At 71.4% G+C, this 15,833-nt stretch carries 11 protein-coding genes; 6 read left to right on the top strand and 5 right to left on the bottom strand.

The window, feature by feature from the left end:
- Nucleotides 1–40: 40 nt before the first annotated feature.
- Genes VH914_03905 through VH914_03895 form a run of 3 tightly spaced genes read right to left on the bottom strand, consistent with a single transcriptional unit; the run spans nucleotide 41 to nucleotide 5,778 of the window.
- Complete coding sequence (locus VH914_03905) at nucleotides 41–889, bottom strand: CHAP domain-containing protein (protein ID HEX4490330.1); 849 nt, start codon at nucleotides 887–889, stop codon at nucleotides 41–43.
- Between the two features lie 4 nt (nucleotides 890–893).
- Nucleotides 894–2,504: a CHAP domain-containing protein gene (locus VH914_03900; protein ID HEX4490329.1), complete on the bottom strand. Its 1,611-nt coding sequence runs from the start codon at nucleotides 2,502–2,504 to the stop codon at nucleotides 894–896.
- Nucleotides 2,505–2,511: 7 nt separating this feature from the next.
- On the bottom strand, nucleotides 2,512–5,778 hold the full coding sequence (locus VH914_03895) for a carboxypeptidase regulatory-like domain-containing protein (GenBank protein HEX4490328.1): 3,267 nt from the start codon (nucleotides 5,776–5,778) through the stop codon (nucleotides 2,512–2,514).
- 333 nt (nucleotides 5,779–6,111) lie between these two features.
- On the opposite strand from VH914_03895, the gene VH914_03890 reads away from it, so the two are divergent.
- On the top strand, nucleotides 6,112–7,383 hold the full coding sequence (locus tag VH914_03890; GenBank protein HEX4490327.1) for an MFS transporter: 1,272 nt from the start codon (nucleotides 6,112–6,114) through the stop codon (nucleotides 7,381–7,383).
- A 39-nt stretch (nucleotides 7,384–7,422) separates the two neighbouring features.
- On the opposite strand, the gene VH914_03885 is transcribed toward VH914_03890, so the two are convergent.
- Nucleotides 7,423–9,213 carry a hypothetical protein gene (locus tag VH914_03885; protein ID HEX4490326.1) on the bottom strand — a complete coding sequence of 597 codons (1,791 nt, stop codon included), beginning with the start codon at nucleotides 9,211–9,213 and terminating at the stop codon, nucleotides 7,423–7,425.
- Between the two features lie 122 nt (nucleotides 9,214–9,335).
- Here VH914_03885 and VH914_03880 point away from each other — a divergent pair, with 122 nt between their 5' ends.
- Genes VH914_03880 through VH914_03865 form a run of 4 tightly spaced genes read left to right on the top strand, consistent with a single transcriptional unit; the run spans nucleotide 9,336 to nucleotide 14,182 of the window.
- On the top strand, nucleotides 9,336–10,454 hold the full coding sequence (locus VH914_03880; GenBank protein HEX4490325.1) for a glycosyltransferase: 1,119 nt from the start codon (nucleotides 9,336–9,338) through the stop codon (nucleotides 10,452–10,454).
- The gene (locus VH914_03875) at nucleotides 10,454–11,221 is read left to right on the top strand and encodes a hypothetical protein (protein HEX4490324.1); all 768 of its coding nucleotides are present in this window, start codon (nucleotides 10,454–10,456) and stop codon (nucleotides 11,219–11,221) included. The genes VH914_03880 and VH914_03875 overlap by 1 nt, the downstream gene beginning before the upstream one ends.
- Entirely contained in the window at nucleotides 11,218–11,982 is a 765-nt protein-coding gene (locus VH914_03870) for a CpsD/CapB family tyrosine-protein kinase (GenBank protein ID HEX4490323.1), read from the top strand. Before VH914_03875 ends, VH914_03870 begins: the two co-directional genes overlap by 4 nt.
- A complete protein-coding gene (locus VH914_03865) occupies nucleotides 11,969–14,182 on the top strand; it encodes a glycosyltransferase (protein ID HEX4490322.1) in 2,214 nt (737 codons plus the stop codon). Before VH914_03870 ends, VH914_03865 begins: the two co-directional genes overlap by 14 nt.
- Here VH914_03865 and VH914_03860 read toward each other — a convergent pair.
- Complete coding sequence (locus VH914_03860; GenBank protein HEX4490321.1) at nucleotides 14,068–14,796, bottom strand: class I SAM-dependent methyltransferase; 729 nt, start codon at nucleotides 14,794–14,796, stop codon at nucleotides 14,068–14,070. The two genes, VH914_03865 and VH914_03860, sit on opposite strands and share 115 nt — an antisense overlap.
- Between VH914_03860 and VH914_03855 the strand changes: the two genes are divergently transcribed.
- A complete protein-coding gene (locus VH914_03855) occupies nucleotides 14,728–15,735 on the top strand; it encodes a glycosyltransferase (protein ID HEX4490320.1) in 1,008 nt (335 codons plus the stop codon). The two genes, VH914_03860 and VH914_03855, sit on opposite strands and share 69 nt — an antisense overlap.
- Nucleotides 15,736–15,833 lie beyond the last annotated feature (98 nt).

Here is a 15,833-nt window from a genome sequence, read left to right as displayed (position 1 = left end):
GACCGGGTGCGAACCTCCTGTGCCCTCGTGCGGCGCGGTATCAGCCCGTGGGCACGACCGAGTTGGACGGGTGTGAGTCGCCCCCGGCGCCGTTGTTGCTGGTCGCGTGCACGCGGAACGTGTAGCTGCTGCCGCTCGCGAGGTGCGTGACCGTTGCGTGCCGGGCCCGAGCGCCGACGGTCACGGTCGCGCCCCCTGGGGACGCGGTGACGACGTAGCCGGTGACCGTCGCGCCGTTGCTCGGAGGCGCCTTCCAGGTCACGGTCACCGTCGCGCGACGCGATCCCGCGGTCGCCGCGACCTGCCTCGGCGCCGCCGGGACGGCGGGACGATCGGCGATGTGCAGGAAGGCGTCGGGCCAGCGGCCGCTGCGGCGCAACCGCGCGAAGTCGAAGCCGTTGTGATAGTCGGCGTTCATCTCGGAGATGCGGACGCTGCCGTCGGCGTAGACGGCTTCCACGTACGCGACGTGGCCACCGTCGGCGCCCCACCACGCGACCGATCCGAGCGCGGGCGTGTCGTCCATCGTCACGCCGGCTTCGGTCGCGGCCGTGTTCCAGTGCCAGACGCTCCCCCACTCGTCACCGGGGTCCATGCGCCAGTGGTCGTTGAAGGTCGTGCCCGCGAGCTCCGCCGCGTTGAGCTCGTTCAACCGGTAGGCAACCCACGAGTGACACTGGCCCTGCACGAAGCCCCATTGGTCCGCGCGGCAGTGCGCGCCGGTCTGCTCGTTGCAGTCGGGTGCGTTCGGATACGGGTAGCCGAGCGCGCCGGGTGTGGTCGCGGCCGACGCGACGCGCAACGGCAGCGACACGCCGACGACGGTCGCGAGCACGGCCGTCGTGAGCGCGATCGAGAGCGCGCGAAACGCAGACCGTCGTGTCGTCACGCGCTCATCCATTCGTCGCGAACGCGGAGATCCCGACGATCGCCGCCGGCAGCGGCCGCCCGGCGAGGCTGCCGAAGAACGGTTGATTCGAGAAATTGAAGATGCCACCGTCGGAGGCGACCATGAGGTAGCCGTTGCCGAACGCCACGAGTCCGTTCACCGGTCGATTCAAGCGCACGTGCCCCATCGAACCCCGAAACGGGGCACCGAATGCGAACACGCCGCCGTCGGACGCGACGAGCCAGTAACCCCGGTTGTCGGGCGTCGGTGAGATGCCGACGATCGGCTGGTTCAACTTCATCGCGCCGGTCGAGCCGTGGAACCGGGCGTCGCCGAAGCTGAACACACCGCCGTCGGAACCGACCATGAAGTAGCCCTTCCCCGTCGCGGTGGCCGCGGAAGCAATGATCGGGCCGTTCAGGTGCACGTTCGACATGTCGCCGAACACGTGCGCGTCGCCGTAACGGAAGGCGCGCCCTTGGTTCGTGAAGAGCCAGTAGCCGTTGCCCGAAGGCGTCGCCGCGATCGTCGACACCGACTCACCCACGCGCAACAGCGGGCTGCCTCCGTGAGCGGTCGCGGTGCCGAACGAATGGACGCGGCCACGCGAATCGACGGTCCAATATCCGAGCCCGTCGCGACGCGCGGCCATCGCGACCATCGGCTTCCCGGCATCGCCGTAGCGCACGGCATCACCGAACTCGTACACGGCACCGCCCGCGCCGAGCATCCAGTACCCCGAGCGCGATGCGGGAACGACGACGCGGTTCGACGCACTCGACCACGCGCCGGTTCCCGCGGCGTTCTGCGCGCGCACCCGGAGCGTGTAGCTCCCGGCCGCGACGTTCGTGAAGGTTGTACGCGTCGACGAACCGGCCGTCGTGGCCGTGCGGCTACCCGGACTCATCGCGACGGAGTAGTGCGTGATCGCCGAACCTCCGTTGTTGCTCGGCGCCTTCCACGTCAGGACGATCGTGTGCGCAGACTGCGTCGCGTGCGCCGTCGTCGGCGCGCCCGGCGCGATCGGCGCCGACACGACGGGCGGGCGGTCGGCGATGTGAAGGAACGCGTCCGGCCAGCGCGTCGTCGGCGTCAGCGTCGCGAAGTCGAAGCCGTTGTGATAATCGGAGTTCATCTCCGAGATCTCGACGCTGCCGTCGGCGTTGACCGCCTCGACGTACGCGACGTGCCCGCCGTCCGCCGCCCACCACGCGACCGAGCCGAGCGCGGGCGTCGCGTTGATCGTGATGCCCGCGTCCTGCGCGGCCGTGTCCCAGTTCGACGGGTTGCCCCACTCGTCGCCGGCCGGCATGCGGTAGTCGACGTCGAACGTGCCGCCGAGCTCGGCCGCGTTCAGCTCGTTGAGCCGGTACGCGACCCACGAGTGGCACTGGCCCTCGACGAAGCCCCACTGGTCCGCGACGCAGTTCGTTCCGGTCTGCTCGTCGCAGTCCGGCGCGCTCGGATACGGGTAGCCGAGGTCGCCCGCCGTCACCGCGGCGACGGGCGCGGGCATCGCCGCGCGCGCCGGCGCCGCATGCGCCATGGTCGCGACGGCGGCCAGCGCCGCGAGCAGGAGCCCGCGCGCCGGCCGTCGCCGTGTCGCTCGCTTCATGGATTCGTCACTCGGTGGCGAACGCCGTCACCCCGATGATCGGCGCCGGGATCGACACCCCACCGAGGCTGCCGACGAAGGGCTTGTTCGAGAAGTCGAAGATGCCCCCGTCGGACGCCACCATCAGGTAGCCGTTGCCGAAGGCGACGAGCCCGTTCACCGGCTTGTTGAGCTTGTGGCTGCCCATCGAGCCACGGAACGGCGCACCGAAGGCGAACACCCCGCCGTCGGATGCGACGAGCCAGTAGCCGCGGTTGTCGGGCGTCGGTGAGATGCCGACGATCGGCTTGTTGAGCTTCATCGCGCCGGTCGAGCCGTGGAACTTGGCGTCGCCGAAGCTGAACACGCCGCCGTCGGAACCGACCATGTAGTAGCCCTTGCCGGTCGCCGTCGCCGCCGACGCCACGATCGGGCCGTTCAGGTGCACCTTCGCCATGTCGCCGAAGAACTGCGCGTCGCCGTAGGCGAAGGCGCGGCCCTGGTCGGTGAAGAGCCAGTAGCCGTTGCCCGAAGGCGTCGACGCGATCGTCGACACCGACTCACCCGCACGGAGCGCCGGGTTCCCGCCGTGCAGGGCCGCGGCACCGAATGCGTGCACCGTGCCGTGCGAGTCGACCGTCCAGTAGCCGCTGCCGTCACGACGAGCCGTCATGGCCACGACCGCGCCCGGCGCGTTGCCGAACGCCTTGGCGTTGCCGAACGCATAGACCTGGCCGCCGGCGCCGAGCATCCAGTAGCCGGACAGCGGCTTGGCGACCGAGACCGCGAGCGACGACGCCGGGCCGGTGCCGGCCGTGTTGGTCGCCGTGATCGTCACTTCGTACGTCGAGCCCGGGTTGAGGTTCGCGAAGGTTGCCTCGGTCGTCGCACCCGACACCGCAACCGTCTTGTGGCCGGGGTTCAGCGTCACCGAGTAGGCGGTGATGCTCGAGCCGCCGTTGTCGCTCGGTGCGCTCCACCGAACCGTCGCGTTGTGCGACGAGACCGAGTAGTGGGCCGCACGCGGCGCGCTCGGCGCGACCGGAGCGACGTCGGCCGTCACCGTGTTCGTCGCCGTCGAGCCCGCGTAGTTCAGGTCCGCGGTCACGAAGGTCGCGCTGATCGGTCCGTACGAGCCGACCGGCAGGCCGTGCACCACGTCGCAGCTCGTTGCAGGCAGCGTCGCGGTGCAGAGGTTCGGACGGTCGGTGGTCGAGAAGGTGACCGTGCCGGCCGCGTCGACGGGCAGACCGGACTCGGAGAACGTGAGCGTCGCGCCGCGCGATACCGCCGCGCTCGCACCACCGTTCACCGCGAGCGTGAACGACGTCGGCGCTGCGCTCACGATGTACGACACCGTGTTCGTCGCCGCCGCGCTCGTGAAGTTGCCGTCGGTCGAGGTGAATGCCGCGCTCACCGGCCCGTAGGAAGCCACCGCGAGACCGTCGAGCTCACAGCTCGTCGTGGGCAGCGTGACCGTGCAGACGTTCGGGTTGTCGGTCGTCGAGAACACGACCGAGCCGTGCGCGAGCGTCGAGATCCCCGACGCCGACAGCGTGATCGGGTTGCCACGGACCACCGAGGCGTTCGTCACGCCGTTCGCCGCGATCGAGAACGACGTGGTTGCGACGTTCACCGTGAGGCCGACCGTGTTGGTCGACGTCGAGTCGTGGAGACCACCGTCGGTGTCGTGGAAGCTCGCGCTGATCGGCGTGTACGAACCGACCGCCAGCGGGCTCGCAACGTTGCAGCTCGTCGCCGGCAGCGTGATCGTGCAGAGGTTCGAGTGACCGGACGAGCTGAACACGACCGAGCCGGTCGCCGCAGTCGGGATGCCCGTCTCGGAGAACGCGACCGTCGAGCCGTAGCCGACCGTGCTCGTCGTCGACGAGCCGTTGACCTTGATCGAGAACGAGCTCGGGCCGACCAGCGCGGCGTTGATGTTCGGCGTCGTCTGGCCGACGTTGATCGTCACGTCCTGGGCCGAATCGAAGTCGGCCGCGTTCGAATACCACACCTGGTCGTAGATGCCGGGAAGGCTGCCGATGCCGCCGGGGCAGAAGCCCTGGGAGTTGAAGCGCACCCGCACGGTGCCCGGCGGGATGCTGTCGAGCTGGTAGGTACCGTCGGGGTTCGTGCCGATGCTCGCGACGACCACCGGGTCGTCACCGGTGCTGAACGCCGCGACGCACATGCCGTTGAGCCCCGCGCCACCCGTCTTCGCCGTGACCTTGCCCGACATCGAGCCGCCCGACACGAGCGAGGCGTTGATGTTCGGCGTCGTCGCGCTCGCGCTCACGGTCACGACGTCGGCCGCGGACTGGAGCGCTTCGTTGTTGTACCACTCCATCGCGTAGTTCGACGCGAGGCCGCCCGGGCAGAAGCCGGACGAATAGAACTTCACGTCGTTGGCGCCGACCGGCGCGCCGTCGAGCGTGTACGTGCCGTCGGCTGCGGTCGCGGTGCTCGTGACGAGCTGCGGCGCGACACCCGACTGGTACGGCTCGTAGACGGAGATGCAGATACCGGCGATCGCAGCGCCGCCGTTCGCGTCGGTGACCTTGCCGCTGATCGAGCCGGATGCGCGGAGCGCGGCGTTGATGTTCGCGGTCGTGCCGCCGGCCGCCACGTTCACCGTGTCGGCGTTCAGCACCGAGACCTGGTTGTTGTACCACTGCGTCACGAAATCGGACGCGGTGCCACCCGGACAGAAGCCGGTCGCGAAGAACTCGACGTGCACACCGCCGCTCGGAACTCCGGTGAGCGCGTAGGTGCCGTCGGGGTTGGTCGCGTTGCTCGTGACGAGCGCGTCGTCACCGCCGGGGATCAGCGCGGCGACACAGATGCCCGAGAGGCCCGCACCGCCGACCACGTTCGTGACCTTGCCGCTGATCGTGCCGCCGTTCGCCAGCGACGCGTTGATGTTCGACGTCGTCGCGTCGGGGTTCACCGTGACCGTGTTCGCGGACGCCTCGGACGGCTGGTTGTTGTACCACTCGCCGACGAAACCGGATGCGAGTCCGTTCGGGCAGAAGCCCGTCGCGCTGAAGCGCACGTCGACCGCACCGGACGGGACGTTCGTGATCGTGTACGTGCCGTCGGCCGCGGTCGCGGTGTCGACGAGCAGCGTCTGCTCGTCGGAGCCGTGCACGTACGCGCCGACGCAGATGCCCTCGATGCCGGCACCGCCCGCCGCGTTCGTCACCCGACCCGAGATGCTGCCGGGATCGGCGGCCGCCGCGGGACCGGCGGCGAGGCCGATGACCGCTCCCGTACCGAGAGCGGTGACGGCCACGGTCGCGACTGCGACCCGCGCCGACCGACGAGCAAAGCCCCAGAAACCTTGAGTGCGCACCATGCCTCCGTGCGTTCGAGAGGCACTCGCGCGCCCCCGTCCGTCGCCCAAAACCCCAGAATCACGGGAGCCCCGTGACCACGCAGTGCCCTCCCATGGCCACTGTGCGTGAACGGAGCGTACGACGAACCCGGAGGGCCGTCAACTCGTCGGGGCTCATTCTCGCGCGGTGCGTGATCAGAATGGCGCGCAGCGTTACACGGTCGCGAGGTCGGTCGTCACGCCGATCCGCCGCACCGCCGGACCGCCGCCACGGGCCATGATCGCCGCCGCATGAGCCCCTTCCGGACGCGTGAGACCCGGTCGATCGTCGCCCTCCTCACGTCGATCTTCTGCTCGTCGTCGGCGACCGCGCTGCTCACGACCGTGCTCGGCAAGCAGGTGTTCGACCTCACCGGCAGCGAGCTCGCCCTCGGCCTGCTCGGTCTGGCGGAGTTCGCGCCGGCCGCGCTCCTCGTCTTCGTGACCGGCACTGTCGCCGACCGGATCGACCGGAGGAAGGTCGCCGCGGCCGGGCTCGGCGCGCAGGCGATCGTGATCGCGGTGCTCGCCTGGTACGCGGGCACCGCCCCGACCTCGACGCTCCCGATCTTCGTCCTCGTCATCGCGTACGGCGCCGCGGGCGCGTTCTCGACCCCGGCGACGCGTGCGATGCCGGCCGACACCGTGGCGCCGGACCGGCTCGCGTGGCTCGTCGCGCGCGACACCGCGGCGTGGCAGCTCGCCGCGATCGCAGGCCCGGTCGTCGGCGGCTTCCTCTACGTGGTCGGTGTGCGCGTGCCGTACGCGTTCGGCGCGGTGCTGCTCGTCCTCGGCGCGGCGGCGATCACGTTCGTGCAGCCGCGCGAGCGGGTCACGCGCGGCAGCAAGGGACGGGGCGGACTCCACGAGGCCGCCGAAGGCGTCCGGTTCGTGCGCTCGCAACCGATCCTGCTCGGCGCGATCTCGCTCGATCTCTTCGCGGTGCTCTTCGGCGGCGCGGTCGCGCTGCTCCCGGCGATCGCGGAAACCCGGTTGGGCGCGGGCGCGGTCGGGCTGGGCGTGCTGCGCGCCGCCGTGGGCATCGGTGCGGGCACGGTCACGCTGTTCCTCACCGTGCGACCGCTCGCCCGCCGGGTCGGGCGGACGCTCCTCGTCGCGGTCGCGGCCTTCGGCGCGGGCACGATCGTCCTCGGCGTCACTCGCAACTTCTTCGTGGCGTTCGTCGCGCTCGCGGCGCTGTCGGGAGCCGACTCGATCAGCGTCTTCATCCGCGGCACGCTCGTCCCCCTGGTGACGCCGTTCGCGAAGCGCGGACGCGTGCTCGCGGTCGAGGCCGTGTTCATCGGTGCATCGAACGAGCTCGGCGCCTTCGAGTCCGGCGTCGTCGGCCAGGTGCTCGGACCGGCGTCGGCCGTGATCATCGGCGGGGTGGCGACGCTCGCGATCGCGGTGCTCTGGTGGACGGTGTTCCCCGCGCTGCGGGACGTCGACCACTTCCCCGGCTCGGTCGAGGCCGCTCCCCTGCCCGACGAGGCCGAGCTTCCCGAGCGGCGCGCGCCCTGAGCCCATCGCAGCTCCTGACCGCCCCCGACGCGTCCTGCGCTAGGCGGGGCGGGCGACGATCGAGAGCGCGTCACCGTCGGCGACCGACGCAACCCGAACGCTGAGCCGACCGTTCACCGGACGCACCCTCGTGGTACCGATGACGACCGGCGCGCGCAGCGCGCCGTCACCCGCCGGCAGCCGGTTCGTCGTGACCGTCACCGGCGCGCTGCCGTAGGGCCACGCGATCGACATCGAGACCGACGTCGGCGCGATGTGCGCGTCGTAGGTGCACCAAGGGTTCACCGGCTCGTTGCACGAGTAGTGCCGGCCCAACAGAACGCGCAGGGTGTGGTGCGCGTCGTCGCGTGTGGCGAGCCCGTCGAGCTGCCACGCCGCGTTGGTGCCGACCGTCATCTGCGGCTGACCCGCGAGTTGCGCGTACGCGCGGTGCGCCCACCAGACCGCGGTCGGCTGGCCCGTGGGCGTGAGCAGACCGTCGAGATCGGTGGTGCAGTCGCCGGCGTCCCAGCACGCGAGGTTCGCCTGGCTCACACCGTCGGCCTCGAAGGCGTGGAAGTACCCGACGGCCCATCCCGCCAGCAGGTGCGTGCTCGCAGGGTCGTATTCGTTGACGAAGATGCGATTGCCGGTGACCGTGCCGGGGTGGCGCGCCATCACGGCCCGCGCCATCGCGACGTGGCGGTCGACGTTCGTGACCGACGACGCGATGTCGCCGGGCGACGGCGCGTTCGTGTTCTCGTGCCAGGAGATCGCCGACCACACGACGTGGTGCGCGGCCGAGTACGCGAGGAACGTGTCGAGGTCGAACTCGCTCGGGCTCCCGGGCGCCCACTGCAGCGCACTGAGGCTGGGCCCGATCACCTGCGCGCGCGGATCGACCGACTTGATCGCCTGCCACGCTACGACATAGGTCTCGAGCCACTTGTCGACGCTCGCGGTCGCGAGATCCACCGGGCTGAACCGCGGGCAACACGTGCCGTTGGGCTCGTTCCACACGTCCCAGTAGTTGGGCGCCCAACCCTGGCGCTCGGCGGTCGCGACCGTCGATGCGACGAACGACTTCCAGCGGTTCCAGTCGGACCACGGCGTCTGCGCGTAGCCAAAGCGCGCGGTCGCGTTGTTCCAGAGATCCGACAGCACCTGTGTGCTCGACGCGTGCACCTGTGCGGCCCGCGCGTGCGCGGCCGACCCGGCGGCGCGCAACTGCTTCGGAGCGAGCGGCGTGAGCGCGCTGCTGATGCGGCTCGTCGTCCACGAGCTCGTGCCGTTCAGGAAGCCTTGTCCCGCGAGCCGGATCGCGACGCGGCGGGATGGATTCGTCACGGTGACGCACAGCCCCGCGCTCGCACACGAGTTGCGGACGGTGACCGCGGCCGAGGTGATGCCGACACCGAAGCCGCTCGCATTCTCGGGCGTCGCGCGCACGGCCCATGTTCCGGGCGGCACCGGGATCGAGTACGAGCGCGGCTCGACGGTGTTGCCGACGATCGTCGACCCGAGCCGTACCGCGTTCCCCGCGGCGATCGAGTACAGGTCGAGGTGCAACCGTGTGACCGGCGCGGTGCCGTAGCTCCACGACAACGCGAGCTGTTCGGTCGCGCCCGCGGGCGCGACACGGAACGACGTGAGCTCGGGCTTCGCCGCTTGGCCCGCCGGTCGCGCGCCGGCCGGCACCGACGCGCTGCCCGGCGTGAGCCATCCGGTTGCGAGCACGGCCATCGCGACTCCGAGAGACGCGACGCGCACGCGACGGGAACCCGACATGCCCAGCATCGAGAGGTTGATCGACGCAGCGCGCGTGTCGCTTGATGGGACCTTTGCGACCACGCCCTCTCATCTGCACTGATGCGCGCAATGTTCGATTAGTTCGCGCGCGGCGTGGGTAGCGCCGTCGCGACGGGAGGCTCGACGGGGCGGAGTGTCATGCACGCTGGGGTGCGACGGTGAGGATGACCGTCTTGCACGTGCTCGAGGCGATCGAAGGTGGCGTCGCGCGCCACATCACGAACCTCGTGCGCCATGTCGACGCCGATCACATCGTCGTCGTACCGCCCGAGCGCGTCGGTGGTGTCACCGACAACGCCGCGATCGCAGCGATGGGCGCGGCGGGCGCGACCGTCGAATACCTCGACATGCGGCGCTCGCCCACGAGCCCGCGCACGCTCGCCGCGGTGCCGAAGGTGCACCGCCTCATCGCGCGCAAGAAGCCGTCGGTGGTGCACGGTCACTCCGCGATCGGCGGTGCGGTCGCCCGCCTGGCGGCAGTCGGCACGTCGTCCGCCCGCGTGTACACGCCGCACGGTCTCTACCCCTCGCTCAGCGCGTGCGCGATGGAGCGCGCGCTCGGCCCGCTCACCGACCGGCTGATCGCCGCGTCGACGTCGGAGGGCGAGTTCGCGCAGCATCTGCGCCTCGTACCTCGGGAGCGCATGGCCGTGATCCCGAACGGTCTCGACGTCGACGGCGACGTGGCGGCACCGTTCAACGTGCGCGCGGTCTTCGGCGTGCCCGACGACACGTTGCTCGTCGGCAGCGTCGCGCGGCTCGCGCCGCAGAAGGCGCCCGAGGTCTACGTACGCGCCTGCGCGCTTGTCGCGATGAAGGTGCCGAACGCGCGTTTTGTGCTCGTCGGCGACGGCCCGCTGGTGAGTCGCGTGCGCTCCGAGCTGAGCGCGAGCGGTCTCGACGGGCGGTTCCTCTTGCTGCGCGACCGACCCGACGGCGACCGCCTCATGAGTCAGTTCGACGTGTTCGCACTGTCGTCGCGTTACGAGGCGGGCGCGCCGTTCGCGGCGATGGAAGCCATGCGAGCGGGCACGCCCGTGGTCGTCACCGACGTCATGGGCAATCGCGAGTCGGTCGAGTCCGGACGGTCGGGATTCATCGTCCCGCCCGAGGACCCGGACGCGCTCGCCGACGCGATCGTGAACCTGCTCGACGATGCCGAGTTGCGCCACCGCTTCGGCGCGGCCGCGCGCGACCGCATCGCTGCCCGGTTCGACATCGAGCAGGCGAGCGCCGCGCTCACCGAGCTCTACCACTGCGTCGTCGACGAACGGACCCGCTGATGGAACTGCGTCGCTATCTGTCGATCCTCCGCCGTCACGTGGTGCTGGTGCTCGCGATCGTGCTCGCGGCGGTCGCCGCGGGCTACCTCGTCGCGCCGAAGGGCCACACCTACACCGCGACGAGCACGTTGTACGTCGGCGAGCGCTCCATCGACATCGCGCCGACGAGTGGCCAGATCTCCGGGAACCGCGTCGCCGGCTTCGATCGGCTCATCGGGACCTTCTCCGCGATGGTGAGCACCGACAAGGTCGCGGCGGCCGCGATCACGGCCGCGCACGTCGATCGTGGTCCCGGCCAGGTGGCTTCCGAGACGACGGCGAAGCAGCCGACGGGCACGAACCTCATCCGGATCTCGGTGACCGATCGCAGCGCGGCCGCGAGTCAGGCCCTCGCCGACGGCGCGGCGAGCGCGCTCATCGACCAGGTCCGCTCCTTCGAGCCGCGCGCGACGACGGGCGCCTCCGACCAGGTGCTCTCGCTCTACGAGTCCGCACCCCCGGCGACGGTCAACCACTCGCCGCTCAAGCGCGACCTCGGCCTCGCCGCGCTCCTCGGCCTGATCGTCGCGGGCATCGTGCTCGCGCTGCTCGAGCACCTCGACATCACGGTCCGCTCGGCCGAGGACGCCGAGCGCGAGCTCGACGTGCCGGTCCTCGCGGTCGTGCCGAGCCTCGGCCGGCGCCTGCCGCTGTCGCCGACTGCAAGCGCCGACGAACGATTGCCCCGCGCGAAGGAATCCGCGGGGTGGACGGGGAGCCTCCAATGAGCAAGATGACGGTGCCGCGCGCGGGGCGCCGCGACAAGAAGCGACGCGAGACCGCACGCGAGGCGTTCCGCGTGATGCGCTCGAACCTGCTCGTCGCGATCACGGGGCTCGAGCGCCCGTCGGTCGCGGTCACGAGCGCGATGCCGGGCGAGGGCAAGACATCGACGTGCGTCGGGATCGCGCAGTCGCTCGCGGCCGCGGGCCTGCGCGTCGTGCTCGCCGACTTCGACCTGCGCAGCCCCGACTCGCATCGCGTCCTCGGCACGACCGCGCAGCACGGCGTCTCCGACGTCCTGCTCGGCGGCCGGCGGCTCGAGGAGTGCCTCCAAGAGCTGACCTTCACGTCGATCGAGCCGGTCCGCCCGTCGATCGAGTTCCTGCCCGCGGGCCAGCCGGTCGCGAACCCGAGCGAGCTGCTCACGTCGTCGCGCACGACCGAGCTCATCTCGCGTATGACGATGCGCGCCGACGTCGTGCTCATCGACGCGCCGCCCGTCCTCGCGGTGGCGGACACGATCGAGATCGGACGCTCGGTCGGCGGTGTCGTGCTGGTGGTCGAAGCCGCGCAGACGACCCTGCCGTCGGTCACCCGCGCTCGGGACGCGCTCGCGCGCGGCGGCGTGAACCTCATGGGCGTGGTACTCAACCGCTTCGACGCGAAGCACGCCGCCGACGCCTACGAGGGCGCTCCCGGATACGGGCCCTCCGACGCGGAGATGCGGCGCGGCCGGCTCGACGAGCGGCGCCGTGCCCGCGCCTGACGCCTCGACCGCGCAAGAGCGGCGCGCGCCGGCGACCATCGTCCTCGCGACGCACGGGCGGCCACAGCTGCTGCGCGAGTGCGTGACGCACCTCGCCGACGCGATGAGACCCGGCGACGAGCTCGTCGTCGTCGAATGTTGCAACCCCGATGCGGCCGAGGCGCTCGGGGATCTTCCGGTTCCCGTCACGCACCTCGCGGAAGCGCACCAGGTGAAGTGCGCCAAGCTGAACACCGCACTGCGCCGGGCCGGCCACGACGTCGTCCTCCTGACCGACGACGACTGCCGCGTGCCGCGCGACTGGGTCGACGAGATGACGGCGCCGTTCGCAAATCCGGCGGTCGGAGTGGTGTTCGGATCCGTGCGGGGGCTCTCCGAGCTTCCCGGCGCGCGTGCAGGCGTGTCGCTGCCTCCGGGTGCGGCGCCGCCCGAGCACTGGAACTACGCACACGGCGCGTCGATGGCCGTCCGCCGACGCGCGCTCCGCGACATCGGCGGGTTCGACGAGCGGCTCGGCGCAGGCAGCGAGTGCCGCGGCGGCGAGGAAGCCGACGTCGTGATGCGCGCCGCGGCGCGTGGCTGGCTCTGCGCGATCGCCGGGGGCGCGACCGTGCACCATCTCGACTGGCGCGACGACGCCGAGAACCGCGTCAACCTGCTCGGTTACCAACGTGGGAGCGGCGCGTATCTCGGCGCCGCACTGCGTCGAGACGCGCGGGGCGCGGCGAAGACGTTCGCGCTGCGGCTGCTGCACGAGCGCGGCATGTGGCGCGACGAGCGGCGGGCACGGGGCGGCGGGTTCCGCCCGCGCATGACGGTCGCATTCGTGGGTGGCCTGCGCCGCGGGATGCGGTTGGCGCCGGAGCGATATCTCGACGACCGCGCCGATGTGTCGGACGGCGTGCATGCACACGGACGCGCGCGAGTGCTCTGGGTCACCGACGAGGCGCCGGACCGCAACGGCGGGGGCGGGAACATCCGTCAGGCCGCGCTGCTCGACGTGCTGGCCGACGGCGCTGACGTCACCGTGCTGCTCGCGGGTCACCTCAGCGACGATTCGGTACGCGCACGGGTCACCGCGGTGCTCGAGGTCCCGCGCCCGCGCCCACGGTCGCGCGAGTCGCATCGAGCCCTGCGCCGCCGCGTCCGCGACCTCGGCCGCGTCCTCGTCCGACGGCGTCCCGCCGACGTCGAGGATTCCGCACGAACCCGTCACGCGCTGCTCCCCGTCCTGCGCCGCATCGCACCCGAGTTCGATGCCGTGATCGTGCAGCACCTCGCGCTCGCACCGTTGATCGAGGCGCGCACGAGCGGGCACTGGGTGGTCGAGGTCCACAACGTTCCGAGTGAGCGCGCGCGCCAGGAAGCCGCGACCGAGACGGGCGCGCGCCAGCGTTGGCTGCTCGCACGTGAACGCGCGCACGCGCACCGCTTCCAAGCGCGCATGATCGCCGCGTACGACCGGGTGATCGTCGTGAGCGACGGCGACGCGGCCGCGCTCACGGGCGGCGCCGCGCACGACTTCCTCGTCGTGCCCAACGGCGTACGCACGGATCGCGCGCCGGTCGAGCTCTCCGACGCGCCGAGCCTGCTCCTGCCGGCGTCGCTCAACTACCGCCCGAACGTGCTCGGGGCACTGTGGTTCTGCGACGAGGTGTTCCCGCGGGTGCGCGCCGCCGTGCCCGACGCGCGGTTCGTGCTCGCGGGACGCGATCCGGTACCCGAGATCCGTGCGCTGTCGGAGCGTCCCGGCATCGATGTGCACGCCGACGTGCCGCGCATGGAGCCCTGGATCGACTGGGCACGCGTCGTCGTCGTCCCGCTACACGTCGGAACCGGCACGCGGTTGAAGGCACTCGAGGCGATGGCCGCGGGCCGCCCGCTCGTCGGCACGAGCGTCGGGCTCGAAGGGCTCGACCTCCTCGACGGTGAGCACGCGCGCATCGTCGACGATCCCGAGGCGATGGCCGCCGCGATCGTCGACCTCCTCGAGTCGCGCGGTGACGCCGAAGCGCTCGCGGCGCGCGCTCGCGCCCACGTCGACGCGCGGTTCCGCTGGGAGCGGGTCGCGCAGCCGGTGCTCGACTACTTGGAGGAGCTCGCGGACCGATCGCCGAACCGAGCGTGCAGCTCGCGCGAGACGCGTCTCGCCGCCCGTCCCGGAATCGCGCGCAGGCTCGCGGACGTCGGCGATGTGTAGAACGGCTGCTCGAACCAGTCCTGGCGCAGCGATCCGCCGGCGACGGTGCGGTACGCGATCCACTTGGCGGTGCGTCGATGCACGCTGAATCGCGGGTCGCGCTCGATGAAGGCGCAGAGGTGCGCGACCGCGGGCAGCGGGATGTCGTCGAGGATGAGCAGTCCGCCGGGCACGAGACGCGAGGCCGCGTAGAACCAGTCGATCATCGGCGTCGGGTAGCCGTGATTGCCATCGACGAACACGACGTCGAGGGGCGGTCCTCCGGCGAGCCGGGGCAGGACCTCGTCGGAAGCGCCGAGCTCGAAGCGCAGCGCGTCGGTGGACACGTCCTGGCGTTCGCAGTAGGCGAGGATGCGCGCGGCCTCGTCGGCCGACGGAGTGACGCAGGTGTGGTCGGCGCCGGTGGCCGCGAAGATCACGGTCGAGAGCCCCGAGCCGGTCTCGAGCGTGTGCATGCCGGGCCTGACGGTCTCGGCGATCAGCGCGTAGCACTCGCGGTCGGTGCCCCACAGACCGATCTCCGGATCGGGTCCGGCGGCCATCGCGTGGACCGCGGGTGGATCTGCGAGGAAACGATCGACGAGCGCGGTCCCGACTTCGAGCACCAGCCTCACCCCCCTGAAATCTCGGTCGTCATACCCACCTTCTGCCGGGCGAACCGTCTCCGCCGGCTCGTGGCTGCGCTCGAGCAACAGACCCTCGCTCGTGATCGCTTCGAGGTCGTCGTCGTCGACAACGCGTCGACCGACGACACACCACGGGCGCTGCGCGAGCTCGTGGCGCGCTCGCCACTGACGCTGCGCACCTTGGTCGAGACGACGCCCGGCCCCGCGGCGACCCGGAACGCGGGTTGGAAGGCCGCGCGCGGCGAGGTGATCGCGTTCGTCGACGACGACTGCGTCCCCGACCCGGACTGGCTCAGCTCCGGGCTCGACGCGATGCGCGCCGACGCGCGACTGGGCGTGGTGCAGGGTCAGACCCGCAAGCCCGAGGGCGAGCCGCTCGGCGACTGGTCGGTGTGGCGGCAGATCACCGCGCCGACGCCGTACTTCGAGGCCTGCAACATCTTCTACCGGCGCGCCGCGCTCGCGGAGACGCCGGGGTTCGACGAGGGCATCGGCAACTACGGCGAGGACTGCGCCGCGGGTTGGGCCGTGATCGCCGCGGGCTGGCGGCGCGGCTTCGCGGAAGCGGCGCTCGCCTATCACGACGTCGAAGAGCGCGGCGTGCGCTACCACCTCCGCACCGGGCTGCTCGAGCGCCACGTTGCGCGGCTCGCCCGCCGGCACCCCGAGTTCCGCGAGGAGGCGTTCTGGCGGCCGTGGGCCTTCCGGCGCGAGAACGCGGCGTTCACGCTCGCGGTCGCGGGCCTCGCGCTGTCGCTTCGTCACCGCCCCGCGCTGCTGCTCGTCGTCCCGTACGTGCGGCTGCGCATGCCGCCGCCCCAGCACCCGCGCCGGCTGCGGTTCCTCGCGGAGCGGATCGCGGTCGACAGCGCCCAGTTCGCCGGCATGCGCGTGGGCTCGCTGCGCTACCGATTGGCCGTGCTGTGAACGGATTAGACGCGCAGGGTTCGGGGAACGGTGTCGCCGTGCACGGCGGCGGGACCCGCGGGGACGCCGGGCCGGTTCTCCGGTTCGACGCACACCCC

This window comes from Acidimicrobiia bacterium, from assembly GCA_036271555.1.
In the GTDB taxonomy this organism is placed as follows: Bacteria; Actinomycetota; Acidimicrobiia; order IMCC26256; family PALSA-610; genus DATBAK01.
Note: the sequence above shows the minus strand (reverse complement) of the source record. Positions and strands in the feature narration are given on the sequence as shown.